The sequence below is a fragment of the Bacillus sp. Medicinal_06 genome (genome assembly GCF_056711665.1).
Map to the genome: position 1 here is coordinate 212,386 of NZ_JBWYHD010000003.1, position 24,392 is coordinate 236,777.

Here is a 24,392-nt window from a genome sequence, read left to right on the forward strand (position 1 = left end):
AACCCATTTTTATTGAAAAGTACTATTCCTACATGAAAGTTAAAAAACAGGAGGAACATTCATGAAACATATTGTTGCCTTATTAATTAAATATACCGCTATTAGTGCCGTATTATTGATGATTTTAGGTATATTCCAGGACGTTTCGATTCCTAGAATATTACTGATTTCATTACTAATTACAGGGACAGCCTATTTAATAGGAGATTTATTTGTTCTACCTAAGTATGGGAACATGGTTGCTACAATTGCAGATTTTGGGTTAAGTTTTTTAGGAATCTGGGTGTTAACGTATCTTCTTACAGACAACAATTTCGTTCGTAATATTGTCGCATCTTCATTTTGGGCGGCGCTTCTTATCGGTGTGATAGAAGTATTTTTTCACATTTATATGAAAAAAGCAGTTTTACATGAAAACAATGATTCACGAGAATCAACTAATATGCATCACGATAGATATGCTATGGAGATCTCACATGAATATTTAAACCGTTCTGAGATAGAAAAAGTACGATCCATTCAAAAGGAAAACGATATAAAGAATAAAATGAAGTAAAAAAAGTGGCTTTCAGCCACTTTTTTTAAGCTTGTTCAGTATTTTTAACATGTAATGGCGGAGGAACTACCCAGCCTTTTTTCTTACTTAGACGTAGTAAAGTTGCCCCAGCTTGTGCTTTTTTCATATGGAATTGTCCAAAAAGCATTCCTACATCTTCTCGAAGACATTTTCCCATTACCTGACTACAATTTACTAATCCTGCCGCAAGACCTGCCGAAACAGCTGCTGCAATTTCAGCATCATTGATACGTGCTCCAGGAGGAATATCTTCAATAGATGCAACCGGTCTTTCTGGAGGCGCTGGTGGTAAAGCTACACCGTTTACCTTTAGAAGTGATTTTAGTTCATCTATTTCAGAAGTCATATCATTCTCAATTAGATTTTCTAAGAACTTCTTTAAGTCTTCATCACCCGTGTGATTAATGTAAACCTGGTGGCCAGCAACTGCTCCTTGTGCTGCAAGAAGATAACTCCAAATATCAAATACTTCTCCATAATGTAAAGGTTCATTTTGAGGATTTCCACTTAATACACCCATTTTAAGATGCCTCCCTTTTATAAATATCATAGTCAGTATGCTTTTTAATATTAAAAATAAATTTTTAAGTATATTTGTTCCTAAAAAGGATCTTTTATGATTCATGGGAAACACCTTCCCCACAAAGTATATGTTTGTAATCTAGAAAAGAATTTTTCAAATAAAATACTCAAAGATTATTATTTGAAATTATCAACAATCTTTGAGTACAACCGCATTCATTATGAGAGTTTATTTCATGATTTTATACAGACAAAAGATGTATATGCTAACTACTGTAATCTGCTATGTTTCCAATAATCAACCATATCGCTTGCCCTAATCTTTTCTATTTTGGGATGAAGTTAACGAGTAAATCCTCCACCAAGTTGTTGTTCAGCCAATGCTACTAAGCGTTTAGTGATTTCACCACCAACAGAACCGTTTGCACGAGCTGTTGTATCTGCACCAAGTTGTACACCAAACTCTTGCGCGATTTCATATTTCATTTGATCAAGTGCACTTTCAGCACCTTGAACTAATAATTCATTACGATTTCCACTCTTATTGTTTGCCATATTGTATCACCTCCTATGTTTTTAATATTTTACGAAACATAGAAAAATATAAATTCCTTTTTATGGTATTTCATTCCACCTGAATTTGAAGTATAAGTTTTATTTTTCTACTTAAAATATGGCTGAGAGAGCCAAGAAGAGAAACTGTTCTAGCATCTTTTCATCACAAGGTTTGTTTGAAATGATTGTGTTATCCCTCCTTCTCCTCTTCTTTTCTCTTGCTTGAATTCATCAGGATGCAATTGATACACATAAGCAAGTAAGTCAATATATGATTGATAAAGGGTATTATCATCCGACTAATGTACAAGAACAGTTACAAGTAGATTTAATGACTACACAAACAGCTCTATACGTAGCACAAAATCAACAATACCCTCTTTAAGAACTAAAAAATATATGGAATTCTATCTGATACATAAGAACATATCCTGCTTTCTACAGAAAGCAGGATATGTTCTTTATTAATTATCTTTTGTAATTAAATAATTAGAATATAAAAGCAATATAGTAATAAATCCCCTGCCTTTGGGAAATATAAAAGTTGTTGTTTATCTCAAAAAAGAGAGGTACTTTCTATGTATTATTACAAAGAAGAATTGATTAATATTATTAAACCAGACAAACCAGATCCCGCTGCTGCGAAGGTCTTACAAGAAATACTTGGCGGACATTTTGGTGAAATGCGTACAATGATGCAATATTTCTTTCAAAGTTCAAATTTTAGAGGAAAAGCGAAACAATATCGTGATTTACTTCGAGGGGTTTTTCTTGAGGAAATTAGTCATGTAGAGCTCGTTCAGAATACAATTAATCAATTATTAAATGGAGCTGGTGAGTCTACGTCAGGTAATGCTGGTATGGATAAAGCACCGCTTGATGAGGCGGTAAAACATGCAAATCCTCACCATTTTATTGTAGGTGCTCAAAGCTCATTGCCAGTAGATGCAGCTGGTAACCCATGGAACGGATCGTGGGTATACAGTCATGGAAATCTAATTAGTGATTTAATGGATAACCTAGTTCTTGAATCAACTGGTGTACTTCAAAAGACAAGAATTTATGAAATGAGTTCAAATCAAACTTTTCGTGAAACACTTGCCTTTTTAATTGTGCGTGATAATGCACATCAAAATGCATTTGCGAAAGCATTAGAAACTTTAGGCGTTGAATGGGGAAAACTTTTCCCAGTACCAAACTATGATATCAATAAGTATCCTGAGTGTAGAAAGTACGTAGAAATGGGATTTCATAATGCTCAATTTAATTTCAGGTTGGATGAAACAAGAATCGGAGAGATCTTCCAAGGTGAATCACCAAGTAGAAACAAAGGAACGTTAAGTGTAACAGAGCCACCAAAAGGTTTTCCTGTACCAGAACTTCCTGAAATGCCAAATGAGCATAGTCCGGGACTAAAAGATATGGAGCTTTGAGATTATTATGACCAACCACTTATAAATGGTTGGTCATGAATCTAGATTAGAAAATCTCTATATGGATTCAAATAAGCTTGGATGTTTTCAAAAAGGAGGATATTCATTTTGAGTACAATACAAAATACACTATCCATTTTTGCTTTAGGTGGGGTTAAGGAAATAGGAAAAAATATGTATGCAATACAATATTCAGATGATATTGTGATTATTGATTGCGGTTCTAAGTTTCCAGATGAAAGTTTATTAGGAATAGATTTGATAATACCTGATATTACATATTTGCAAGAAAATAAGGATAAAATTCGAGGTTTAGTCGTTACACATGGACACGAAGACCACATTGGAGGTATTCCGTATCTATTAAAACAATTGAATGTACCAATTTATGCAACGAAATTAACCCTAAGATTAATCGAAATCAAATTAAAAGAACATAAACTTCAAAATCTAACACAGTTATTTTAAACATTGTGTGATACGGATTTCTGGTTTACTTGTAAAATTTTAATCAATGTTATAGTAGGAAATCTCCTAATATATTAATTAATTCCTCTAATTCCCTTCCAAGATTGTTTATATTATCTTCTTCATCAAGTGAGATTATAGTTAGGATTGATAGGCTGATTCCGCTTTATGAGTTGTACAATTTTCTCTAGAATTTTCTAAATAGCGACCGTAATAAGTAGCGATAACAATTAAAGTACCACCAATCCATTGAAGCAAGCTTACGTGCTCATCTTCTATTATGACGGCAAACAACGCAGCAAAAATGGATTCTGTTCCCAAGAGTAATCCTACACGTGTAGGAGATGTTTTTCGTATCATCGTTAATTGAATATAAAAAATTACACACCCTGGAAGAACATCATGAACGAATAAATATAGAAAAAGAACAGTACGGAAGTGAATATAACAACTACGATTTAGTCTGCCCTACCTTTAACGGAAACCCTTGCAATCTCAGAAGTTTGACACATCCCTAGAAAAAGCTTATAAAGAAAAGTGAGGTTCCTGACATCCAATTCCATGATCTGCGACATATCCATGCAACTATCATGTTGAAACAAGGTATACATCCGAAGATTGTAAGTGAGCGATTAGGACATAAAAGAGTAGGCATCACATTAGACACCTACTCCCATGTCGTACCAGGACTTCAAGAAACTGCGGTGGATCAATTTGCAAACGAATTGTTCGGAAATAAAACCGTTCGTTGAAAATTCGTTAGAAGTTTTGATTTTTAATGAAATTACCACCTAAAAAATACAAAATAAAACAATTGTAAAGGGAGCGAAAAGCATGAAAGAAATCAAGAGTGACAAGGAATTTAAGGACATTATCGCAAGCGAGGAGCCAGTAGTAGTTAAGTTCTTCACAACATGGTGCCCAGATTGCGTACGTATGGATAACTTTATCGGAGATGTAATGGAAGAGTTCAATAAATTTGAATGGTATTCTATTAATAAAGATGAGTTCCCAAATATTGCGGAAGAATATCAAGTAATGGGAATTCCTAGCCTACTTGTGTATCAAAATGGTGAAAAACTTGGTCATTTACATAGTGCAAATGCAAAAACAGAAGAACAAGTTACTGAGTTTTTAGAAGCATACTAAAATAGAAAAAGTGCCTCTGAGATATATTTTTTCAGAGGTATTTTTTTAGTCTTTTTTAATGATTATCTTTCGCAATTGCTTAGTCATTTCTTCAGAAGTGTAATATGCGGTTTCCTCATGACCGATATACATGATGACACTTTTCTCTCCTGCGCCTCCAAGGTATAGATGGATTCCATGTGTATCTCCATTTTGATATGTAATCAACAAATCGTATTGTGGCTTTTCATCACTTCTTTTTTGTTTTTTTACGTCATTTAGCAGATTACGAATCCTCTCTAATTTTTCTGTGTCTTCAATATTCATAAAATAATCTTCGTTTAAACCGCAAAATCCTTTCGAAACAGATATCGATAGCTTAGAAATGTCTTGATTTTTTACATTTTCTTCACGAGGCAACTCACATCCAGTACTACCCAAAATAATTAGCACCAATATGAAACAAGATAATAGTTTGTGCATCTCACTCCTCCCCCTTCCTTATATTGTAAAGGAAACCTCATGAAAATTTCACCTTTCCTCACTTTGTACTTCGTAACATATTTTTCCTTCACGAAACTTTGTTACCCCCTACTTAAAAAGCTATAAAACGTCAACAATGTTTGTATAGACCCACACGAGTTTCGTTTGATACTCTATTACTAGAAAGAAATTCCTAACAGAAAGGTGAGTGATCGTTATGAATTCACTTTCTAATAAAGAAGCTGATAAAGGAGCTATTGTCAGCATTATCGCCTACATATTTTTGTCATCACTGAAAATCGTAATTAGCTATATTGCTCTTTCCAGTGCATTACGTGCGGACGGTTTAAATAATTTAACAGATATTGGCGCTTCTTTAGCTGTATTAATCGGTTTAAAAATTTCTCGAAAGCCTCGTGATCCAGATCATCCGTATGGTCATTCACGTGCAGAACAAATCGCTTCACTTGTTGCTTCCTTTATTATGGCAACGGTTGGTTTAGAAGTTATTGTAAGTGCAATTCAATCCTTTTTTAATCCGCAAAAAACCGCGCCAAATATGCTTGCAGCCTGGGTTGCCTTATTTTGTGCTGTCGTCATGTACATCGTTTACAAATATAATAATAAAATTGCAAAGCGTACAAAAAGTAAAGCACTAGAAGCCGCAGCAAAAGATAATTTATCAGATGCCCTCGTTAGCATCGGTACAGTTGTCGGTATTGTTGCTTCTCAGTTCCACATGCCGATTCTCGATCCAATCGCGGCCCTACTTGTTGGTTTTATCATTTGCAAAACTGCGTGGGACATCTTTGTGGAAGCTTCTCATATGTTAACCGATGGCATTGATCCAGATAAAATGGAGGAATACTCACAAGCTGTTAAGCTTGTTTCTGGTGTGGAACATATTGTTGATATTCGTGCACGTATGTATGGGAATCAAACGTATGTGGATATTACAATTGAAGTAGATGCTCATATGGACGTGAGTAAAAGTCATCATATTACTGATAAAATTGAAGAAACGTTAGAACAAAAATTTGGAATTTTGCACACTCATATTCATGTTGAGCCTACGCAAAAAGAACCTATGATGACATAGGTTCTTTTTTGATGAATACTTGATGGAACATAATACATAAAACAAGCCAACTTCCACCCGCTGCCCAGCCTGCTAATATATCGGATGGATAATGGACCCCGAGATATACGCGGCTAACAGAAATAGAGAATATCACGAAACATGTAATAAAAATAATCAATAACTTTCTATGCAATGTAATACGATGTTCCGTGATTGTTACATAAGCGATAAACCCTAGAAATGCTGTAGCATTCATCGTGTGTCCGCTCGGAAAACTATATCCTGTAGCTGTAACAAGCTGCGTGACATCTGGTCTTGGTCGTTCGTACCATAATTTTAGAAGGCTGTTAAGGTGACGAGATCCATAATAATTGATGATTAAAAATAACGCACCTAACAACCTTTTCCGAATGAGAAAGTACATTACAACTATGATTAATAACGGGAAATATATTTTTTTCGAACCAATATAAGACATCCAAGTGAAATAAGCTGTCAAATAATCGTTCCGAAAACTTTGGATAAATTCGGTAACAACATCATCAAATTTCTCAACACAAGCGGTATGATACGAAAGTGATAATCCGACAAAACAAATAAGTAATAAGCTTAACAAGTATACATGTCGATATCGTTTCACATACATAACCTCACAATACAAAAATAAAAAATGGAGCGGTTGTTTTAGTTTCCCTCTCCATTTCTTTTTTTATGCATTATTTATGAAGAAATATAACTGTTAATTTTTTGCTGCATAGCCGGAATATCTTCACGCGTTACAGTAAAACGAACGACTCTCTCATCTAAGTCTAACGCTTCTGAAAATAACCCTGCTAATCCGCGAGCTTTTCTGTCTACTTCCATAACGATATCCAATCGATCATGCGCACGTGGTAAAATTAATAATTCCAATTCATCTAATTTTCCATAATATTCCTCTGAAACTGGCACAAATTCAAATTCTTGTGCGAATGGAATATTCGTACGCAAATAACGTGGCAGCTCTTCACACTCTGCTTGACGAAGCCTAAATCCTAGTTGCTTTACATTACCTAACACACTATTTAATAATGCATTCGGCAACACCTGAATGTAATCGCGATCACTCGGATCAATACTCCGCTTAATATCAAGACCTGTATGAACCCAAACCGTTTTCATTCCAAAAGTAAGCGGCGCTTCAATTGGCATCGGGAATGAAAACGGAATTTCTACTTTTTCATTTGGAGATATCGTAATAGGATCAGTTAAACGTACTCGCTCTAAATCAAATGTAGCGCTTACTTTTTTATCATCTACTTCTCGTACATATGACGTTGTTAATGTTAAGTAAATGCTTTCAATTTGTTGACCAACTGATCCACCTGTAATATGAACCACACCTACAATTTCTTCTCCTACTAAATATTCTTCTTTCTCAAGAACTGTATCGACTTTCGCACTTCCTATTCCAACACTTGCTAAAAACTTTTGAAACATGTATCCCCCATCCTTTCTAATGCATGGCGTACATCTTTTCTAACATCTTGTACATTCTCATAATATGGAGTCTGCATCCGTAGCATTCGCATAATAATTTCACGGTTTTCTTTCGCTAGCTGTAACTCTTCATACCATGGTCTTTCTTCTTTTGTAGTAGACTCATAACCAGAATATAATAAAAATAATGTAAAGTGACCTAGTGCATAAAAATCACTCCGATAGTGAACTTCCCGCATATAGGCTTGTTCTCCTTCATAGGTCGATGCCCGCTCATCGATTTCTTCTATAGATCTAGCTAATCCAAAATCGATAATACTAATCTGCCCCTCTTCCATTAAAATGTTGGGAGTTCGTAAGTCTCGATGAATAATACCTTTACTATGAAAATAAGAAACAAGCTCGAGTACCTTATATAAAATATGAAAAACCTCATGTTCTTCATATACATGTCCATCTCTGAAAATGAAGTCTTCGAAATTATCACCTGGCATGTACTCCATTATAAAAAACGGCTGTTTTTTCCATATGAAACTATCATATAAGCTCGGTATTGCCGGATGATCTAACTGTTTTAAAATTGCTTGTTCCTGTGCAAATGACATTCTACCCGACATATACCTTTGCTTACTTTGTCTTAATTGTTTCAAAACCTTTTTTTCTTTCGTTTGCAAATCATAAACGATATATGTAAAGCCATAGCTGCCCATTCCAATTACTGATTCAATTTTATAGCGCTGCGTAACAATTGTATCAGTGCGCAGCGGTCTATCAAACCAAGCAAGTATGTCACGCCACTTCATCAACTACTGGAAAAGAAACTACGGCTTTTACGTTTTCTTTTATAGTGCTGATGTCCATAACCATGAGAATTTCTTCTCCTGTTATAATCGCTACTTGAATACGAGCGACCTCTATGACGATAATCACTACTTGAATAGGAACGATATCTACTCTTCTTTCCTAGTAAAGAATCAATAATTTTTTTGAACATCCCTTCACCTCTTGTTTCAAATTTTCTTTTTATTATACCAATAATAATCCTTTATGTTTGTGACAAGTTTGTAAAGAAAGAATTTTGAAGTGTAAAAAACGACGAGTAGGTCCCGTCGTTACTCTCATCCTTCATCCTCATCAAACACTTCATCAATCATACATTTTTCTAGTAAATACTCAAATGTAATATCAGCGAGATCTTCAATCTCTTCTCGCTTTGGCACATACCCTCTCTCAATTAGTTGCTCATAAAAAAACTCCGCAATTTCTTCCGTATCAATTACGACTTCAATTTCCTTCATGAGCATCACTCCTTTATTTCTGTTTTATGAAGAAATTTCAAAATTATGTATACAAGATTAGAAAAATAGATTTTCTTTTCTATATCATGCTTGTCTGTCATATCAATTCAGCTCAAAGCATACGATGTAGTACAAGCTATTTGAAGGGGGAAATAAAAATGGAATACCAATATAAAGAAGAACAAAGAAAAGAAGAGTTCATGCATGAAGATAAATGGGCAGACTCTGTTATCAAAGGACTTATTATTTTTTTAACAATTGTAGGTATACCTTACACAGCATATATTTTTGTTCAGTTCCTGCTAACTTTCTAGCTATTTTTTCTCTGTTAATTTAACTAAATAATTATGGACAACATCCATAACAATTTTATATTCTTCATCTTGAAATGTTTCATATAATAATTGATAGTCATTATAAATGTCTAATAATCCATCAATAATTTCTTGTCTGCTTGTTTTAATACTCACCTTTTTGGAGTTGTTTATTGATTTCAATTTTCCTAAATCTAATTTATTCATACCTGCTTTATCTTGTTTTAGTTTTTTCAAAATCGCGTTAGCAGTTTGCGCATTCGCAAGCAAGGTTAAATCTGATTCATCAGCCTCTAACCACTCACCATCCGTAATTCTTGATAATTCATATATTGTATCTTCCCAAGCATCATTTTTATAACGCCACACTTCTGTCCGAAACCCAACGATACGAAAAACATCTTTATCATATCCCGTAACTTGCACTAGGTCACCGAACGTAAAACGATAGCGCAATTCAATCCATTCTGTTTCACCTTTTTTCATTTCTTGTTCCGTGACATGTTGAAGTGTTTGTTCCACATAATATCCATCATGATTATTTACTTCATATACATAAACACCATCTAATATTTTCATATTTGTGATTTTACCAACGGTTCCATATAGCGTAATCACGACTATGTCTCCCACATTGTATTTAGGTTGTTTTTTTCGTGCCATTTATCTCTCTCCTTTTTAAAGTCGTGATTTTGATACCAGTATATGCAAACGATGAAAAAACGCTTACCACATAAGCTTATATTCAAAAAAATTTTCAATAAAAAATACATCACTTTTTATAAAGTGATGTACCAATATTGATATATTTTATTTGATTACTATTTTTATCTTTCCTGTATGTATAACTCCCACGCCTCATCAAAAATAGACATACTACCTAGTAGTCCACTTAATTCTAAGTATGAACTAATTTCATCGTAATCTTCTGAGTGCTTTGGAAAACTTAAATCATCATACATAGCTTCAGCTAAATTCGATACTTCATTATTAATTAAAGACGCACGGTGCTTCATCATATAGTGATAAAATGACTTTTTCAAACATATTCCCTACCTTTCTAACTTGGGTACATTATACAAGGGAGAAAAGAAAAAAACCAGCATAATCGCTGGTTAAAAGTCAAAATAATTTCTCTTTAGTAAACGTGGGCGTTCCATTAGTTCTTCATATGTTAGTTGTTTAGGTAGATCTTTTGTATAAATTAAAAACAATTGATCTTCTATTTCTTTTACAATATGATCAGGTTGATAGTCCATTCCGCATGATGAACAAGAAATACATGGTGTCTTTTGAATTTCAATGGCTTTTGTACCATCTGGCAATTCCCAATATACAGTATTCAGACTTTCTTGCGCTTCTGTACTGTCACACCACATACAATTCATACTGCGTCACCCTCAGCTTTTTTATTTTCTTCTAATTTCGCCATTTGCGCTTGATATTTTTTATCTTTTAACTGATCACGCTTATCACGTTTATCTTTTAAGGAGGCATGTTCTTCATTTGTTTCATAATCTTTGCGGCGATTCATGCGCTGCAGGTCATCCGGAACAAGATTGAATTTCTTATCACTCATCAATCCAGCCACGCCAATATCTGAACGCTTCTCTTCATAAGTTGGGTAGATTTCTTTAAAGTAGCCTTCCGCTCTCCCTGGTACATAATTTTCTGGTTCTGGATACGTTGTAATAACCCCTTCAAAGTTACGAAGTACCACTTTATCCGCACTTTGTGAGATTAAATAGTTTGGCTGAAGGGCAATTTTCCCGCCTCCACCTGGCGCATCGACAACGAACGTTGGAACCGCGTAACCAGAAGTATGTCCACGTAGTCCCTCAATAATTTCTAACCCTTTAGAAACTGGAGCACGGAAGTGTCCAATACCTTCTGATAAATCACACTGATAGATATAATATGGACGAACACGAATTTTCACTAAATCGTGCATCAGCTTTTTCATGATTGGTACACTGTCATTAATTCCAGCTAAAATAACTGCTTGGTTCCCTACTGGAACACCTGCATTTGCAAGCATTTCACACGCTAGTTTTGACTCTTCTGTAATTTCAATAGAAGTATTAAAATGTGTATTTAGCCATACTGGGTGATATTTTTTAATAATATTACATAGATTTTCTGTAATACGTTGTGGAAACACAACTGGTGCTCTCGTTCCGATACGAATAATTTCCACATGAGGGATTGCTCGTAAGTTCTTTAATACGTATTCTAAAATTTTATCATTAATAAGAAGACCATCACCACCAGAGATTAAAACATCACGTACTTGTGGCGTTTCACGGATATAAGCAATTGCATCATCTAGTTGTTTTTTCGGAACACCCATTCCAATTTGTCCACTAAAACGACGACGTGTACAATAACGACAATACATAGAACATTGATTTGTTACTAGAAATAAAACGCGATCTGGGTAACGATGTGTTAAGCCTGGAACTGGCGAATCTTCATCTTCATGAAGTGGATCTTCTAAATCATATTTTGTTTTATATAATTCTTCCGAAATCGGTACTGATTGCATCCGAATCGGACAGCGCGGATCATCAGGATTCATAAGAGAAGCATAGTACGGTGTAATATTTAACGGAATCGTCTTCGTTGAAATTTTTACACCTTCTTCTTCTTCTGGTGTCAAATTAATGACTTTCTTTAAATCATCTAACGTTTTGATCGTATTCGTTAATTGCCAAACCCAATCATTCCATTGCTCTTCTGTAACATCTTTCCATAATTCGATATCTTTCCAGTGTCGATTTGGTTTGTATACATCATGTAACATTGCTATTCCCCCTTTTTTTACGCTCACCATTTATATAAGCAATAATTATGCCAACTTTACATTTTCAATAAGCAGTGAAGAAAGATATCCTATTATATATGAGGAAAAATATTTTTTCTTATTTTAAATGGTGCTTTATTCAACATAATATTCATTACTTTCTGTATATGTAAACGCTCTTTTATTGGTGCAAACACACAAAAACCGCCGATTATTCGGCGGTTTTGTCATACTTATTTAATTTATATTGCAATGTTTGTCTTGGAATACCTAGTAATTTAGCAGCTTGCAAAATATTCCCATCCGTTTCCGTTAATGCTTGATCAATTAATTCTTTTTCTGTTTGATGAAGCGCCTCACGTAAAGGGAGGATACATTTCTTCTTTTTCTTCGAATCTATTTCTTTTCGAAATGTTCGTGGTAAACAACTAACCGTTAAGGAACTTCCTTCGGCAATAATTACAGCGTGTTCCATAGTATGTTTTAACTCTCTTACATTCCCAGGCCAATGATACGCTAGTAATCTTTCTTTCGTCTCATGATCCATATGGAGCACCTGTTTTTTATATTCTTTGTTATAGTCTCTTAAAAAGTAAGACGCTAACAATAATACATCTTCTTTTCGCTCCCGAAGCGGTGGAATATATAACGAAAATACATTTAAACGATAATATAAATCAGTCCGAATTTTATTTTCACGTAAACATACTTCTGGAGGTTGATTCATCGCCGTAATGACGCGAACATCGACTTTTCTCGTCTTACTATCCCCTATGCGACGAATCACTCCATCTTCTAATGCTCGAAGCATTTTTGCCTGCAGATCAAGGGGCATCGAATTTAATTCATCTAAAAATAATGTCCCTCCATCTGCAAGTTCAAATAACCCCGCACGTTCAATTGCCCCTGTATAGCTACCTTTTGTCGTCCCAAATAATAAACTTTCTAAAAGAGATTCAGGAAGAGCTGCACAGTTTTGGGCAATAAACGGTTTATTTTTCCGTTTCGAAGCCTCATGAATCGCTTGAACAAATAATTCTTTTCCAGTCCCTGTCTCCCCGTAAATTAAAACATTTGCATCTGTTGGGGCCACCTTTTGTGCCAAGTCTTTCGTTTGTTTAAAGCGAGAATCTTCTGTCACAATTGTATTAAAAGCAACGTGCTTTTTTGTTACCTTTTTCCGAGAGGATCGTTTCATTTTCGATTGTAAATCGACAATGGTATCGGTTAACTTTTGAACTGTCGAGTAATCTTTTGCGATCTCAACAGCACCTGCAATTTTATCTTCTATAAAAATAGGTAATGTAGTATTTACAGTACAGACATCTTCTCCATTTAAATTTTGATACCGCTGTACTTGATGCAAAATTGGCTTTTTCGTATCTAAAACTTTCATAAGTGTACTCGTTTCCCTCGATAAAGATGGGAACGCTTCTAATAAGTGCTTTCCTAGTACATTCTCAATCTTTGATCCATCATGTTTTGCAGCAACAGTATTATAAAAAATTGTAATACCATTTTCATCCACCGCGTGAATTGCCTCATCAATACTGCCCAAAATCGCCTCAATGACTTCTTGTGTCGAAACTGCCAGCAATGTCATCCCCCCTCTTGCCAAAAATCCAGCGATTTATATGCTAGTTTTCCGGCACCCCTATGTGCGATTATAAGCATTACGATTCCGTTCTACTTTTTTATTTATTTCATATTATTTATTTCTCACTTACAAGTGCTACAATAAAACTCAAATCAGTGAAGGATTTCTCTATCCTTCACTGATAATTCGCTCACAGCAAGCGCGGTCCTTACTACTCGTTAATGCGAGATAAATCTTTCACCCATATATTCATATCTTCTAATTTATCAAAAATGTAACAATTATTCGCTAGCCTTCCTGTATATGTATATCCTAGCTGATGAAAAGCTGCGTTCATTCCAAATGAAAGCGAACGGGCAATTGTGTAAGAACAAAAGATTGCTCTCTCTTGTAATTCTTCTTCTAACTTAATGAGTAAACTTTTCATAAATCCATGTTTGCGATATTCAGGTAACGTTGCACAATTCGTTAATTCTGCATTACCTTCTTTTACATTCATTTCTGCTGAAGCAGTACTAATAATACGCCCTTCTGATTCGTACACATAATAAATTGTATCTTCTTTCATCGTCTGAACAATATAGTTTGCTTCATTTAACGGCGTTGGATAAATTTCAAATACTTTTCCAAACACACTTGCCAATTCTTCTGCGTCTGCCTCTGTCGCTTTTCGCAAGACAAATTTCTCAGGAACTTGTTTCTCCTTTACCTCTTTTTCCCTCACACCATCTATAATGCGATCCTCATCAACCCACTGAATACTATTTCGTCTTTCATCATCACGATATTTCACAAGAAAATACGCATCATGTCCTTGAAAATAATGTGGAATCGTCGCTTCTAATAAAAAGCCAAAAGAGAGCCACGCCGAAACATGCTCTCCCTTTCCTTTTATAATACATTTGGTGAAAGAATGCTTCTCTGCTAACTCTTCTATTTTTTGCACAAGACTTTCTACATTTCCTGTATAATGGTCTACCCGAATACGTTTATTAAAATAATCTAGCGCTCCTTCTACAGTATAGTGGTTCGTCTGTTCTCTAAATGATTCATAATATTTCATTTTTTCACCTCACACCAGTCTAGTAATGTACATGCAATAATTTTTGCTGCGGCAATCATTTTATCAACTTCAATGTATTCATTTGGATAGTGGGCTACCTTTGTCTCTCCTGGTCCAAATACAATAGTTGGTACATCTGCAATTTGTGTAAATAAACCGCCATCCGTTCCCCACGGAGATGCTTCTATAATTGGACTTCTTCCTTCAATTTGAGCAAAATTATCTTGAAGCGTTGTAATGAGCTCATGGTCCTCATCTAATTCACCTGGGACCCACCTTGCTCCAAACCATTCTACTTCTACTGGGTATTCTTCGAACCATGGATCTACATTCTTTAATTGCCCTATCCAATTTTCAAATTCTTCTTTTGCCGCCTCTATAGTCTCATTCGGCGCAACTCCACATCTTCCTTCTAAAATTAATGAATCGGGAACGGAACTTGGCCAGCTACCGCCTTCAATTTTCCCAACATTGATTGGGATAGGGATTGGAATTCCTTCGTATAATGGATCTGTAATTCGTTCATTTCTCTTCTCTTCTAGTTTTCTCAAATGTTCAACAACAAACATGCTCTTTTCAATTGCACTTACACCTTCATAACGTGTACCACCATGTGCTGCCTTTCCTTTCACATGTAGGCGAAACCACATTGACCCTTGTTGTTTCGGGAAAAATTTCATATTTGTCGGCTCTGGAATAATAACACCATCCGCCTTATATCCTCTTAAAATTGCCGCTAAAGTACCAGCTCCACCGCTCTCTTCTTCTATGACACTTTGAAAATAAATATCTCCTTTTAATTCAATACCTAGTTCTACAATGGCTTCCATTGCCAGCATAAGAGACACATTTCCACCTTTCATATCCGTTGTTCCACGACCATATATGCGATTTCCTACTTTTTCACCACTATACGGATGGTGTTCCCATTGATTCACGTCACCTTCCGGTACAACATCAATGTGTCCATTTAAAATCATTGATTTTCCATCGCCGCTCCCTTTTAACGTCGCAACAATATTGGGGCTATCTGAAAAGTTCGTTCTTGGAGATACAAAATAAGGATGATCTTTCATTTTTGTAAAAGAAGGCTCCCAAATATCGAGATCTAAACCTAATTCACGTAATTTTTCAATAACAATTGCTTGCGCGCCACTCTCATCTCCAGATACACTTTTTTCTTGAATTAATCGTTTTAAGAGCTTTACACTTTCTCCTTCATGACTTTCAATGTAATCACACACTTGTTTTTTTAATTGCTCCATATTTGTTAGCTCCTCTCATTCAATCACAAGTAAATTAGAACTCACATGAAAAGATGCCTCCGTATTTCGTTTTACATCTTCTACTGTATAAGGACTCATTAACTCTTGAAGTACTAAACCTTCAGAAGTGACTTCCATTACAGCCATATCCGTAATAATTAAATCCACACACCTTTTCGATGTTAATGGAAGCGTACATTCTGAAACAACTTTTGCATTTCCATACTTATCAACGTGATTCATCACAACAACGACCCGCTTTGCTTTTTGTGCTAAATCCATTGCTCCGCCAATACCAGGAACACGTTTTCCAGGCACAATCCAATTTGCTAAATCACCATTTTCACTTACTTGCAGTGAACCAAGTATTGTTACATCAAGTAACCCTTTTCGAATCATTCCAAATGCTGTACAGCTATCAAAATAACTTGCTCCTGTAATGAGTGATGTCGGTAATCCAGCCGCATTACACAAATTTTCATCTTCGCTTCCTTTACTTGGCGTTGGTCCCATTCCAACAATGCCGTTTTCGGCTTGGAACATAACATGTATATCCTCTGGCAAATGGTTAGGTACAAGAGAAGGGATACCAATCCCTAAATTAACAATCATTCCATTTTGAATCTCTTTCGCAGCCCGCCTTGCAATCTTATCTCTCACTTCTACTCCCATACCCATTGCCAGTTCACTCCTTCCGACGGCACAATATAATCTACAAAAACACCTGGAACAACAATTTCCTCAGGATCTAAACTTCCAAGTGGTACGATTTCTTCTGCCTCAACAATTGTAATATCTCCAGCCATCGCCACATGCGGATTCATATTACGAGCACTTTTATCAAACACAAGATTCCCAAACGGATCCGCCTTTTTCGCGTATACAATCGATACCTCTGCAGTTAAAGCTGTTTCCACTAAATATGTTTTTCCGTTCATTTCAACTGTTCGCTTTCCATCTTCCACAATTGTATCGACGCCGACATCGACAAGAACTCCACCAAGTCCTACACCACCGGCACGAATCCTTTCTGCCAAAGTTCCCTGAGGTGAAAACTCAATCTGTAATCGCCCTTCATTTAACTGTCTACCTGCATTTGGATTTGAACCAATATGCGAAGTAATTAATGATTTCACTCGTTCTTTCGTTACAAGACGGCCGATCCCTACATCCGGAAATCCTGTATCATTTCCGATTAAATGTAAATTTGAAATTCCTTTTTCTACAATCGCCTGTATTAATGACGGCGGAGACCCAATCCCCCCAAATCCTCCAAACATTAACGTCATATCATCATGAAACAACGAGATAATGTCTTCAATTTCTTTTAATTTTCCAAATGTATTTGTAATAGTTGTCATGCGATACTATGACCTCCTTTTTGCATCATCTCTTCCACACTTTTCGCAAAAATCTCAAGTAATTCATCTAACTCGGAATATGTAGTTGTCATCGGCGGAGCAACAAGCAACGCACTATCCTCTTTTCCTGCCTGCCCTGATACAGCTTGATATAACAGGAGTCCATTTTTCGCTGCGACTGAAATAAGTTCAGATGCCTTTGTAAACGGTTGCAATTCTACTCCAATCAGCAATCCTTTTCCGCGCACATCGGAAATAATTGTCGATTGCTGCTGAACTTTCTGCAATCCTTTTATTAAATACTCTCCTTTTTCCGCTGTTTTCTCAGGCAAATTATGTTTCTCCATATATTCAATAACCGCTAAAGCTGTCGCGGCTGACAATGGATTGGCGCTAAGCGTATGCCCACTCATAACGGAACGCGATCCTCGTAAAATCGGTTCCATCACACGGTCACTCACAACAGTCGCGGCCATCGGTGTATAACCAGCGCCTAATCCTTTTCCAAGCGTCATAATGTCTGGCTCTACGCCCCAGTGCTCCATCGCAAACCATGCACCAGTACGCCCAAGACCTGTCATAACTTCATCGGCAATAAATAAAATATCATAATGACTGCAAATATCTTTAATCACTCTATAATATTCTTTCGGTGGTACAACCGCACCACCTGCCGCCCCAATAATTGGTTCAGCTATAAAAGCCGCAATATGTTCTGCACCAATTCGCTCAATTGCCCGTTCTAGTTCCGTCGCACAAGAGAGCTGACACGTTGGATATACCTTCTGCACTGGACAACGGAAACAATACGGTGCCGGAACAGTTGGATAATCTTCTAAAATAGACACAAACCGTTGCCTACGTAGTGGATGCCCCGACATTGATAAAGCACCCATCGTAATACCGTGATAACTCATCCAGCGTGACAAAATTTTATGCTTCCCTTGAATACCGCGCTCTTGAAAATGCTGAATTGCAATTTTCATAGCCGTTTCATTCGCTTCCGTACCACTATTCACGAAAAAGCTCCAGTTCAAATCTCCTACACTTAAATCACTTAACTTCTTTGCTAACTTCTCAGCTGGCTCACTCGTAAACTGTGAGCGATACACAAAAGCAATCTCCTCTGCCTGCTTTTTAATCACTTCCGCAATCTCTGTTACGCCATGTCCGATACCTGCCGTAATCGCTCCTGACGAACCATCAAAATATTTGTTGCCATTTTGATCATACAAATACACACCTTTTCCATGCGAAATCATTGGATACGGCTGACCAACAAGTGGCTTAATTAAGTAATCGCGCATAGCGCTCCCCCATTTCTCCAATTTGTATATATATATGAAGAAAATTGACGTTTCTTTCATAAAAAAGAATCCTCTGCAAGCGCAGTGAATTTATCAAAAAACTATTATAAAATATACAAATGAGTGCTAAAAATCAAAATAAAAAGTGAAAATTCAGAAACACAACAAAAGACAAAACCCTTTACCCTCTTTAACAAGTCCTCCTCCCTCTAAAAAATAAGCCCAAAAACATACGAACTTATTATTTTCTCACGATACTATCAGCTTCCCTCAATTGCTGACATTGTGTAAACTTCGACGAAACTCCCGTCAATTTCCTTCCTATTTATTTAGTTTACCCGTCATACTTTTCAACAAAATTAGACAAATTCCTTAGAAAGAAACCCTCCTAGGATTGAGTGATCATAGGAGGGTTTCTTTCAAATGTTTATTTTTTAGAGTCTCGCCATCTGCTTGTTGCTACGGAAAAAATACTTTTATTACATTGTACTAATGTTCTGTACGAGTTCTCTTCTCTTGCCTTCTTCAATTTACATTCAAATGCTCTTTCTCCAACCGATTAAGCGCTAAGTAACAAGCCCCATACACCCCTGCATCATTATGTAATGCTGCTAACACAATATTCGTCTTTTTTTGATAGATATTCATTACCGCATGTTGGAATCTTTTTTGAATTTGCTTTAAAAATAATTCACCTTGTTCAGCGATCCCGCCCCCAATAATAATTAATTCGGGATTAAACATATGTGTAATATTCACTAATCCAGTAATGACATACTGCAAAAATTGTTCATATACATCTTTAGCTAATTGCTCTCCGCTATTTATACGTTCTATAATTTCTTCCCCTGTTATTGTGTCTATATCTATTCCTTGTAACCTGTATGCTTCTTTATATTGGCGAATCAGCGCAGAAGTCGATGCATATCGCTCGTAACATCCTTTTCCGCCGCAACTACATTTTTCTCCATTATGAACAATTGTCATATGACCAAGCTCTCCAGCTAATCCGTTTGCACCTTGGAGCATTTGACCATTTATCATAATACCGCTACCGATTCCTGTTCCAAGCGTAATTAAAACAATATGTTCTTTTCCGCTACCTGCCCCTTTCCACATTTCACCAATGCAAGCCGAACGAACATCATTTTCGACAATTGCCGTATATCCTGTTTCTCTATAAATATAATTTGCTATTTTTGTACCACTATATCCCGGAATATTAGCAGAAAATATAACTTCCCCTCGTTCATTGTCAATCAGTCCACATGACGACACCCCAACAGAATGAATCTTATAATTCTTTTCTAATTCACGTATTGTGTCACAAATACGTTGCAGAATTTCGTTTTTCTGATTGTGTGCTGGTGTTTGTATTTTTTCTTTTTCATATATTGTTCCTTGTTCATCAATCATCGCATATTTAATAAATGTTCCCCCAATATCAAAACAAGCGAAGTTTTTTCCCATCTTTCTCCCCTTCCTACTCTTATACAATTGTAATTTCGTTATAGAACTTCTCTACAATTTGAGGTTGTATATAACCTGTTGCTTGCTCTGCTGCATTCGCCATGCCACAAGCAGCAGAAAATCGAAGTGCATCCTTTACCTCATACCCTTTCTCTAGTGCATACGTTATTCCGGCAACCATTGCATCCCCTGAACCAACCGAATTGATAGAGTCTATTTCTGGTAAAATCGCCCTAAACCTCTCATCTTTCGTTATAAGTATCGCTCCTTCTTTTCCAAGTGAAAGAAGAACATACTGTACGCCGCCTCGGCATATTTTAGTTGCCGCTGCGACCATTTCTTCCTGTGATACGTGCTGTTTTTGAAGGAACTGACAAATCTCTTGCTTGTTTGGTTTAATTAAAAATGGCTTTCCTTGTATACCATGAGATAATGTTTCTCCACTTGTATCTAATATAAATTTCCTACCATTTTCAGCAGCTTTTTGCGCCAACTGTTTATAAAATGATTTTGGGATACCATTTGGTAAGCTTCCCGATGCAACAATAAACTCAAAGTTGTCTACAATTTTTTCATATTTTTTTATAAAAAGAGCTATTTCATCTTCCGAAATAGCTGGACCTGCTTCTAATACCTCTGTAGCTGAAGCGGAATTCTTTGTTACTAGTGCGACACAATTACGAGTTTCTTCTTTAATGGAAACAAACTCGTCTGTGATTAATAATTCTTTCAACTTTTCTCTTATAAAATCTCCATTTCTGCCACCGAGTAGGCCACTGCCTGTAATCTCTTCCCCTAATAAACGAAGTACTCTCGATACATTAATACCTTTGCCACCAGCTATTTTTTCATAGTCTTTCGTGCGATGCACTTCATGTAGCTTTAATTCATCTAACTCATATCGCATATCAACAGATGGATTCAATGTAATCGTTGCAATCATAAAAATAGCTCCTTATACACGATTCAAGCTTTTGCACATCTTTATTTTATCCGCAACGACTTTTTTCATCTCCACAATAGCATCCGCAAAGTATTTTCGTGGATCATTTTCTTCTGGATGAGTTTGTAGATAATTACGTAGTGCTGTTACAAATGCGATCTTCAATTCCGTTGCGATATTCACTTTACAAATTCCTAACCGGATTGTTTCTTGCACTAAACTATCGGATAATCCAGATGCTCCATGAAGTACAAGTGGAATATCAACTTGCTTTTGAATATCTGCTAATCTTTGTAAATCTAACTTTGGTTCTCCTTTATATAAACCATGCGCTGTTCCGATTGCAACTGCTAATGAATCAATATTCGTGCGCTCTACAAATTCTTTTGCTTGATACGGATCTGTATAGATTGAGTTTTCTACTACTATATTTTCTTCTATTCCTGATAATTGACCTAATTCAGCTTCTACTGTTGCTCCATATTGTTTTGCATACAACACAACTTCCTGAACAATCTGAATATTATCTTCAAACGAATGATGTGATGCATCAATCATAACAGAGCGAACCCCTAAATCGATACAACTTTTAATATCTTCTATATCTTCATGATGATCCAAATGTAGGCTAATTGGTACATCATATCGAGTTCTTGCTGCTTCAATCATATTCACAAGAATTTCTTTTCCCATATACTTTATCGTACCTGGTGTTGCCGCGATAATAACAGGTGATCGAAGTTCTACCGCGGTTTCAACTACCGCTTTTAAAGTTTCTAAGTTATGAATATTAAAAGCAGGAACCGCGTAGCCATGTTCTTGTGCATTTCGTAATATAAATTGAGTTGAAACAAGCATATTCTCAAACCCTTTCCATTTTCTTTTTATATTTCATTTCCCCTCTAACAACTGTTCCGATAAGCTCTAAATCGTCTGTTAATATAAGAAAATCTGCTCTTTTTCCTGGCGCGATGCTCCCAATTTCTCTGTCAACTCCAATACTTTTGGCAGGAATAAGTGATCCCATATGAACACTTTCCCATAACGATGCATTTGTCCATTTCTTGATATTCTTCACACTATCAATAAATCGAAGTGTACTCCCTGCTAAAGATCCTGTTTCTGTTCGAGCAACTCCATCTTTTACATGAACAGCAAATTCTCCTAAATGATATATGCCATCTCCTAATAATCCTGCTCGCATGCAATCACTAACTAGACAGGTTTTATCGTATCCTTTACATTTATACAAAATATTTACTGCACTTGGATGTACATGATGTCCGTCTGCGATGATTTCACTGTACACATGGTCAGTAGAAAGTGCGGCTCCAACAACGCCAGGTTCACGATGATGTAGCCCCTTCATTCCATTAAACGTATGCACAAAGATTGTCGCTCCTGCTTGAATCGCTTCCTGACACACTTCATAGTTCGCATCTGTATGACCAATTGCCACGCGAATATTATTTTTTACAGCTTGCTGTATAAAGGCGATAGCACCTTCTCTTTCTGGTGCCATTGCAATTTTTTTAACTGTTCCTTCTGATTCAGCAATCCACTCTTCTAACAACTCAATAGTTGGGTTAATAAAATATTTTGGATTTTGCGCACCTTTATAGACTTCAGTAAAACAAGGTCCTTCAAGAAAAGCTCCAATAATAGTAGCTCCTGCAACTCCCTTTCTTTTTGCATGAGCTATATTTTGTAAAGCCTTTGTAGTATTTTCTAAAGAATCAGTTAATGTTGTAGGCAAAAAACTCGTAACACCATTTTCCAATAACTTCATAGAAATATTGTTTAACGATTCATATGTACAATCCATTACATCGTGTCCCGCTAAACCATGAATATGTGTATCAACAAATCCCGGAGCAATAATACTTCCTTCAAAGTCCCTTACCACTACTCCATCTACTATTTCTTCAACATGTTTTAGAAAATAGCCATTTACAATATGTAAATATCCACTTTCACGTACCCCATCTTCGAGTAGATACATTGATGCTTTGACATAATAATTCATACATTTCTATTCCTTTCCTTTATAAGGATGTACGGTAACACCTTGAACGACACGATTTACACTTCCGCTCGGACAAGGATTATCTGGAGTAATTCCCAATGCAATAGATTTATATAACGCTAAAATTTGACCATATAATATATAAATAAACGTAATATATATATCATCCCTCAAATCGTTTCCGTCATTGCATAAAAATATATTGCAATACTGCCTTACTTCCTGGCTATCTTGATGCCCAATGACAATAATATCGTTTCTATCTTTCTCATGATAAATTTCTCTTAATAAATCAAGATCATACTTTTTTGTATACTCATCATTAGATAAAAACAATACAACAGCTGTGTCTTCATCTAAAATTGATTTTGGTCCGTGTCTAAACCCAAGCGGTGTGTCAAACATAACGGGAATACGCCCAGCAGTTAACTCTAAAAATTTTAGTGCAGCCTCCCTAGAAAGACCTTCGAATACGCCTGATCCTAAAAATACAATTTTACGAAATTCTTTTTCTGCAATTTGCTTAATTTCCTGTTCTTGCTTTTCGATTACCTTCTTTCCTAGCTGAACAATATCTGTAATGCTAGATTGTAAGAGTGGGATTTCGTTATAGTTACATAATAAGAGTGCCGTTAACATCATAGAGGTAAAACTTCCAGTCATCGCAAACCCTCGATCATTTGCCTCCTTTGGCATATACATTACGAATGCATTCTCTTTATGTTGAAATTGTTTCGCTAAATTTCCGTCTTCATTACAAGTTAAAATAATATGGTAAACGGAATGAATCATTTGTTCTGCTAGCTCCACTGCCGCTACACTTTCTGGACTATTACCAGAGCGAGCAAACGATACTAAAATTGTCGGGATATTTGGTTGTAAATAATAATAAGGACTTGAAACAATATTTGTTGTTGGAATACTTTCAATATGCATTTTCTTTACATCTACTATTCTTTTTATATATGGAACGATTGTATCTCCAACAAAAGCTGATGTCCCAGCCCCAGTAAAAATAACTCGTACTTGCTCATGCCTTCTTGAAATATGGGAAAAGAAAGCTGTAATTTCATGATGATTACTTTGAACAATCGAATATACTTGTTCCCAAAGATCTGGCTGCTGTGCAATTTCTTTCGCGGTAAAACACGCTCCATATGTTTCTCTTATTTCTTCATTTGCATGTAATAACATGTGCAAACCCCCTTAACATAATTTT

General features: G+C 36.0%; 29 protein-coding genes and 3 pseudogenes. 8 read left to right on the forward strand and 24 right to left on the reverse strand.

Annotated features, from left to right (window positions below; all coding sequences use genetic code 11):
- Positions 1–61: 61 nt before the first annotated feature.
- Complete coding sequence (locus tag AC1M36_RS08120) at positions 62–556, forward strand: YndM family protein (protein ID WP_336452533.1); 495 nt, start codon at positions 62–64, stop codon at positions 554–556.
- 25 nt (positions 557–581) lie between these two features.
- Here the strand turns inward: AC1M36_RS08120 and AC1M36_RS08125 are convergent, their stop codons facing one another.
- Together AC1M36_RS08125 and AC1M36_RS08130 are read right to left on the reverse strand one after the other, a co-directional pair.
- A complete protein-coding gene (locus AC1M36_RS08125) occupies positions 582–1,097 on the reverse strand; it encodes a DUF3231 family protein (RefSeq protein ID WP_336452534.1) in 516 nt (171 codons plus the stop codon).
- A 344-nt stretch (positions 1,098–1,441) separates the two neighbouring features.
- The gene (locus tag AC1M36_RS08130; protein ID WP_016131582.1) at positions 1,442–1,654 is read right to left on the reverse strand and encodes an alpha/beta-type small acid-soluble spore protein; all 213 of its coding nucleotides are present in this window, start codon (positions 1,652–1,654) and stop codon (positions 1,442–1,444) included.
- Positions 1,655–1,889: 235 nt separating this feature from the next.
- Between AC1M36_RS08130 and AC1M36_RS08135 the strand changes: the two are divergent.
- From AC1M36_RS08135 to AC1M36_RS08145, 3 genes and pseudogenes are all read left to right on the forward strand, one after another.
- Positions 1,890–2,039, forward strand: a pseudogene (locus AC1M36_RS08135) (spore coat protein); the annotation flags it as partial.
- 193 nt (positions 2,040–2,232) lie between these two features.
- Positions 2,233–3,087, forward strand: coding sequence for a manganese catalase family protein (locus AC1M36_RS08140; RefSeq protein WP_336452535.1), 855 nt, complete (start codon positions 2,233–2,235; stop codon positions 3,085–3,087).
- Between the two features lie 81 nt (positions 3,088–3,168).
- Positions 3,169–3,549: pseudogene (locus AC1M36_RS08145) on the forward strand (MBL fold metallo-hydrolase); the annotation flags it as partial.
- Between the two features lie 147 nt (positions 3,550–3,696).
- Here the strand turns inward: AC1M36_RS08145 and AC1M36_RS08150 are convergent.
- Positions 3,697–3,999, reverse strand: a complete 303-nt coding sequence (locus AC1M36_RS08150; protein WP_336452646.1) for a DMT family transporter — start codon at positions 3,997–3,999, stop codon at positions 3,697–3,699.
- On the opposite strand from AC1M36_RS08150, the pseudogene AC1M36_RS08155 reads away from it, so the two are divergent.
- Positions 3,900–4,307: pseudogene (locus tag AC1M36_RS08155) on the forward strand (tyrosine-type recombinase/integrase). The gene AC1M36_RS08150 and the pseudogene AC1M36_RS08155 sit on opposite strands and share 100 nt — an antisense overlap.
- A gap of 82 nt (positions 4,308–4,389) precedes the next feature.
- The gene (locus AC1M36_RS08160; RefSeq protein ID WP_174100783.1) at positions 4,390–4,704 is read left to right on the forward strand and encodes a thioredoxin family protein; all 315 of its coding nucleotides are present in this window, start codon (positions 4,390–4,392) and stop codon (positions 4,702–4,704) included.
- Positions 4,705–4,749: 45 nt separating this feature from the next.
- Here AC1M36_RS08160 and AC1M36_RS08165 read toward each other — a convergent pair whose 3' ends face one another.
- Positions 4,750–5,166, reverse strand: coding sequence for a YhfM domain-containing protein (locus tag AC1M36_RS08165; protein ID WP_479845731.1), 417 nt, complete (start codon positions 5,164–5,166; stop codon positions 4,750–4,752).
- Between the two features lie 217 nt (positions 5,167–5,383).
- Here AC1M36_RS08165 and AC1M36_RS08170 point away from each other — a divergent pair, with 217 nt between their 5' ends.
- The gene (locus tag AC1M36_RS08170) at positions 5,384–6,265 is read left to right on the forward strand and encodes a cation diffusion facilitator family transporter (protein ID WP_336452537.1); all 882 of its coding nucleotides are present in this window, start codon (positions 5,384–5,386) and stop codon (positions 6,263–6,265) included.
- Here the strand turns inward: AC1M36_RS08170 and AC1M36_RS08175 are convergent.
- From AC1M36_RS08175 to AC1M36_RS08195, 5 genes are all read right to left on the reverse strand, one after another.
- On the reverse strand, positions 6,252–6,887 hold the full coding sequence (locus AC1M36_RS08175) for a phosphatase PAP2 family protein (protein ID WP_336452538.1): 636 nt from the start codon (positions 6,885–6,887) through the stop codon (positions 6,252–6,254). The genes AC1M36_RS08170 and AC1M36_RS08175 overlap by 14 nt on opposite strands.
- Before the next feature lie 80 nt (positions 6,888–6,967).
- A complete protein-coding gene (locus AC1M36_RS08180; RefSeq protein ID WP_479845732.1) occupies positions 6,968–7,726 on the reverse strand; it encodes a sporulation protein in 759 nt (252 codons plus the stop codon).
- Positions 7,708–8,529, reverse strand: a complete 822-nt coding sequence (locus tag AC1M36_RS08185) for a serine/threonine protein kinase (protein ID WP_479845733.1) — start codon at positions 8,527–8,529, stop codon at positions 7,708–7,710. The genes AC1M36_RS08180 and AC1M36_RS08185 overlap by 19 nt, the downstream gene beginning before the upstream one ends.
- Positions 8,529–8,720, reverse strand: a complete 192-nt coding sequence (locus AC1M36_RS08190) for a hypothetical protein (RefSeq protein ID WP_241818440.1) — start codon at positions 8,718–8,720, stop codon at positions 8,529–8,531. The genes AC1M36_RS08185 and AC1M36_RS08190 overlap by 1 nt, the downstream gene beginning before the upstream one ends.
- Before the next feature lie 124 nt (positions 8,721–8,844).
- On the reverse strand, positions 8,845–9,024 hold the full coding sequence (locus AC1M36_RS08195; protein ID WP_003197525.1) for a YozD family protein: 180 nt from the start codon (positions 9,022–9,024) through the stop codon (positions 8,845–8,847).
- 158 nt (positions 9,025–9,182) lie between these two features.
- Here AC1M36_RS08195 and AC1M36_RS08200 point away from each other — a divergent pair, with 158 nt between their 5' ends.
- A complete protein-coding gene (locus AC1M36_RS08200; protein ID WP_479845734.1) occupies positions 9,183–9,338 on the forward strand; it encodes a DUF3930 family protein in 156 nt (51 codons plus the stop codon).
- Here the strand turns inward: AC1M36_RS08200 and AC1M36_RS08205 are convergent, their stop codons facing one another.
- The 15 genes from AC1M36_RS08205 to AC1M36_RS08275 form a co-directional block, all read right to left on the reverse strand.
- A complete protein-coding gene (locus tag AC1M36_RS08205) occupies positions 9,339–10,001 on the reverse strand; it encodes a hypothetical protein (protein WP_336452542.1) in 663 nt (220 codons plus the stop codon).
- A gap of 164 nt (positions 10,002–10,165) precedes the next feature.
- On the reverse strand, positions 10,166–10,381 hold the full coding sequence (locus AC1M36_RS08210; protein WP_336452543.1) for a YozE family protein: 216 nt from the start codon (positions 10,379–10,381) through the stop codon (positions 10,166–10,168).
- Between the two features lie 72 nt (positions 10,382–10,453).
- On the reverse strand, positions 10,454–10,726 hold the full coding sequence (locus tag AC1M36_RS08215) for a YokU family protein (protein ID WP_336452544.1): 273 nt from the start codon (positions 10,724–10,726) through the stop codon (positions 10,454–10,456).
- Positions 10,723–12,141: a lysine 2,3-aminomutase gene (gene kamA / locus AC1M36_RS08220; RefSeq protein ID WP_336452545.1), complete on the reverse strand. Its 1,419-nt coding sequence runs from the start codon at positions 12,139–12,141 to the stop codon at positions 10,723–10,725. Before kamA ends, AC1M36_RS08215 begins: the two co-directional genes overlap by 4 nt.
- Before the next feature lie 211 nt (positions 12,142–12,352).
- Entirely contained in the window at positions 12,353–13,744 is a 1,392-nt protein-coding gene (locus AC1M36_RS08225; protein ID WP_336452546.1) for a sigma-54 interaction domain-containing protein, read from the reverse strand.
- Between the two features lie 205 nt (positions 13,745–13,949).
- Positions 13,950–14,801, reverse strand: a complete 852-nt coding sequence (gene ablB, locus AC1M36_RS08230; protein ID WP_336452547.1) for a putative beta-lysine N-acetyltransferase — start codon at positions 14,799–14,801, stop codon at positions 13,950–13,952.
- The gene (locus AC1M36_RS08235) at positions 14,798–16,066 is read right to left on the reverse strand and encodes a peptidase (protein ID WP_336452548.1); all 1,269 of its coding nucleotides are present in this window, start codon (positions 16,064–16,066) and stop codon (positions 14,798–14,800) included. The genes ablB and AC1M36_RS08235 overlap by 4 nt, the downstream gene beginning before the upstream one ends.
- 15 nt (positions 16,067–16,081) lie before the next feature.
- Complete coding sequence (locus AC1M36_RS08240; RefSeq protein ID WP_479845735.1) at positions 16,082–16,744, reverse strand: CoA transferase subunit B; 663 nt, start codon at positions 16,742–16,744, stop codon at positions 16,082–16,084.
- Positions 16,729–17,427 carry an acetate CoA-transferase subunit alpha gene (gene atoD / locus AC1M36_RS08245; RefSeq protein WP_336452550.1) on the reverse strand — a complete coding sequence of 233 codons (699 nt, stop codon included), beginning with the start codon at positions 17,425–17,427 and terminating at the stop codon, positions 16,729–16,731. The genes AC1M36_RS08240 and atoD overlap by 16 nt, the downstream gene beginning before the upstream one ends.
- Complete coding sequence (locus AC1M36_RS08250) at positions 17,424–18,734, reverse strand: aspartate aminotransferase family protein (protein WP_479845736.1); 1,311 nt, start codon at positions 18,732–18,734, stop codon at positions 17,424–17,426. The genes atoD and AC1M36_RS08250 overlap by 4 nt, the downstream gene beginning before the upstream one ends.
- Positions 18,735–19,259: 525 nt before the next feature.
- Entirely contained in the window at positions 19,260–20,204 is a 945-nt protein-coding gene (locus tag AC1M36_RS08255; RefSeq protein WP_336452552.1) for an ROK family protein, read from the reverse strand.
- A gap of 19 nt (positions 20,205–20,223) precedes the next feature.
- On the reverse strand, positions 20,224–21,147 hold the full coding sequence (pfkB, locus tag AC1M36_RS08260; RefSeq protein WP_479845737.1) for a 1-phosphofructokinase: 924 nt from the start codon (positions 21,145–21,147) through the stop codon (positions 20,224–20,226).
- Between the two features lie 12 nt (positions 21,148–21,159).
- Complete coding sequence (locus AC1M36_RS08265; protein WP_479845738.1) at positions 21,160–22,005, reverse strand: tagatose-bisphosphate aldolase subunit GatY; 846 nt, start codon at positions 22,003–22,005, stop codon at positions 21,160–21,162.
- Positions 22,006–22,009: 4 nt separating this feature from the next.
- The gene (gene nagA, locus AC1M36_RS08270) at positions 22,010–23,173 is read right to left on the reverse strand and encodes an N-acetylglucosamine-6-phosphate deacetylase (protein ID WP_479845739.1); all 1,164 of its coding nucleotides are present in this window, start codon (positions 23,171–23,173) and stop codon (positions 22,010–22,012) included.
- A 6-nt stretch (positions 23,174–23,179) separates the two neighbouring features.
- Complete coding sequence (locus tag AC1M36_RS08275; RefSeq protein WP_336452556.1) at positions 23,180–24,367, reverse strand: SIS domain-containing protein; 1,188 nt, start codon at positions 24,365–24,367, stop codon at positions 23,180–23,182.
- Positions 24,368–24,392 lie beyond the last annotated feature (25 nt).

Coding starts and splice junctions, on each gene's coding strand:
- AC1M36_RS08120 (WP_336452533.1), top strand. CDS start 62: ATGAAACATATTGTTGCCTTATTAATTAAATATACCGCTATTAGTGCC.
- AC1M36_RS08125 (WP_336452534.1), bottom strand. CDS start 1,097: ATGGGTGTATTAAGTGGAAATCCTCAAAATGAACCTTTACATTATGGA.
- AC1M36_RS08130 (WP_016131582.1), bottom strand. CDS start 1,654: ATGGCAAACAATAAGAGTGGAAATCGTAATGAATTATTAGTTCAAGGT.
- AC1M36_RS08140 (WP_336452535.1), top strand. CDS start 2,233: ATGTATTATTACAAAGAAGAATTGATTAATATTATTAAACCAGACAAA.
- AC1M36_RS08160 (WP_174100783.1), top strand. CDS start 4,390: ATGAAAGAAATCAAGAGTGACAAGGAATTTAAGGACATTATCGCAAGC.
- AC1M36_RS08165 (WP_479845731.1), bottom strand. CDS start 5,166: ATGCACAAACTATTATCTTGTTTCATATTGGTGCTAATTATTTTGGGT.
- AC1M36_RS08170 (WP_336452537.1), top strand. CDS start 5,384: ATGAATTCACTTTCTAATAAAGAAGCTGATAAAGGAGCTATTGTCAGC.
- AC1M36_RS08180 (WP_479845732.1), bottom strand. CDS start 7,726: ATGTTTCAAAAGTTTTTAGCAAGTGTTGGAATAGGAAGTGCGAAAGTC.
- AC1M36_RS08185 (WP_479845733.1), bottom strand. CDS start 8,529: ATGAAGTGGCGTGACATACTTGCTTGGTTTGATAGACCGCTGCGCACT.
- AC1M36_RS08190 (WP_241818440.1), bottom strand. CDS start 8,720: ATGTTCAAAAAAATTATTGATTCTTTACTAGGAAAGAAGAGTAGATAT.
- AC1M36_RS08195 (WP_003197525.1), bottom strand. CDS start 9,024: ATGAAGGAAATTGAAGTCGTAATTGATACGGAAGAAATTGCGGAGTTT.
- AC1M36_RS08200 (WP_479845734.1), top strand. CDS start 9,183: ATGGAATACCAATATAAAGAAGAACAAAGAAAAGAAGAGTTCATGCAT.
- AC1M36_RS08205 (WP_336452542.1), bottom strand. CDS start 10,001: ATGGCACGAAAAAAACAACCTAAATACAATGTGGGAGACATAGTCGTG.
- AC1M36_RS08215 (WP_336452544.1), bottom strand. CDS start 10,726: ATGAATTGTATGTGGTGTGACAGTACAGAAGCGCAAGAAAGTCTGAAT.
- kamA (WP_336452545.1), bottom strand. CDS start 12,141: ATGTTACATGATGTATACAAACCAAATCGACACTGGAAAGATATCGAA.
- AC1M36_RS08225 (WP_336452546.1), bottom strand. CDS start 13,744: ATGACATTGCTGGCAGTTTCGACACAAGAAGTCATTGAGGCGATTTTG.
- ablB (WP_336452547.1), bottom strand. CDS start 14,801: ATGAAATATTATGAATCATTTAGAGAACAGACGAACCACTATACTGTA.
- AC1M36_RS08235 (WP_336452548.1), bottom strand. CDS start 16,066: ATGGAGCAATTAAAAAAACAAGTGTGTGATTACATTGAAAGTCATGAA.
- AC1M36_RS08240 (WP_479845735.1), bottom strand. CDS start 16,744: ATGGGTATGGGAGTAGAAGTGAGAGATAAGATTGCAAGGCGGGCTGCG.
- atoD (WP_336452550.1), bottom strand. CDS start 17,427: ATGACAACTATTACAAATACATTTGGAAAATTAAAAGAAATTGAAGAC.
- AC1M36_RS08250 (WP_479845736.1), bottom strand. CDS start 18,734: ATGCGCGATTACTTAATTAAGCCACTTGTTGGTCAGCCGTATCCAATG.
- AC1M36_RS08255 (WP_336452552.1), bottom strand. CDS start 20,204: ATGGGAAAAAACTTCGCTTGTTTTGATATTGGGGGAACATTTATTAAA.
- pfkB (WP_479845737.1), bottom strand. CDS start 21,147: ATGATTGCAACGATTACATTGAATCCATCTGTTGATATGCGATATGAG.
- AC1M36_RS08265 (WP_479845738.1), bottom strand. CDS start 22,005: ATGCTTGTTTCAACTCAATTTATATTACGAAATGCACAAGAACATGGC.
- nagA (WP_479845739.1), bottom strand. CDS start 23,173: ATGAATTATTATGTCAAAGCATCAATGTATCTACTCGAAGATGGGGTA.
- AC1M36_RS08275 (WP_336452556.1), bottom strand. CDS start 24,367: ATGTTATTACATGCAAATGAAGAAATAAGAGAAACATATGGAGCGTGT.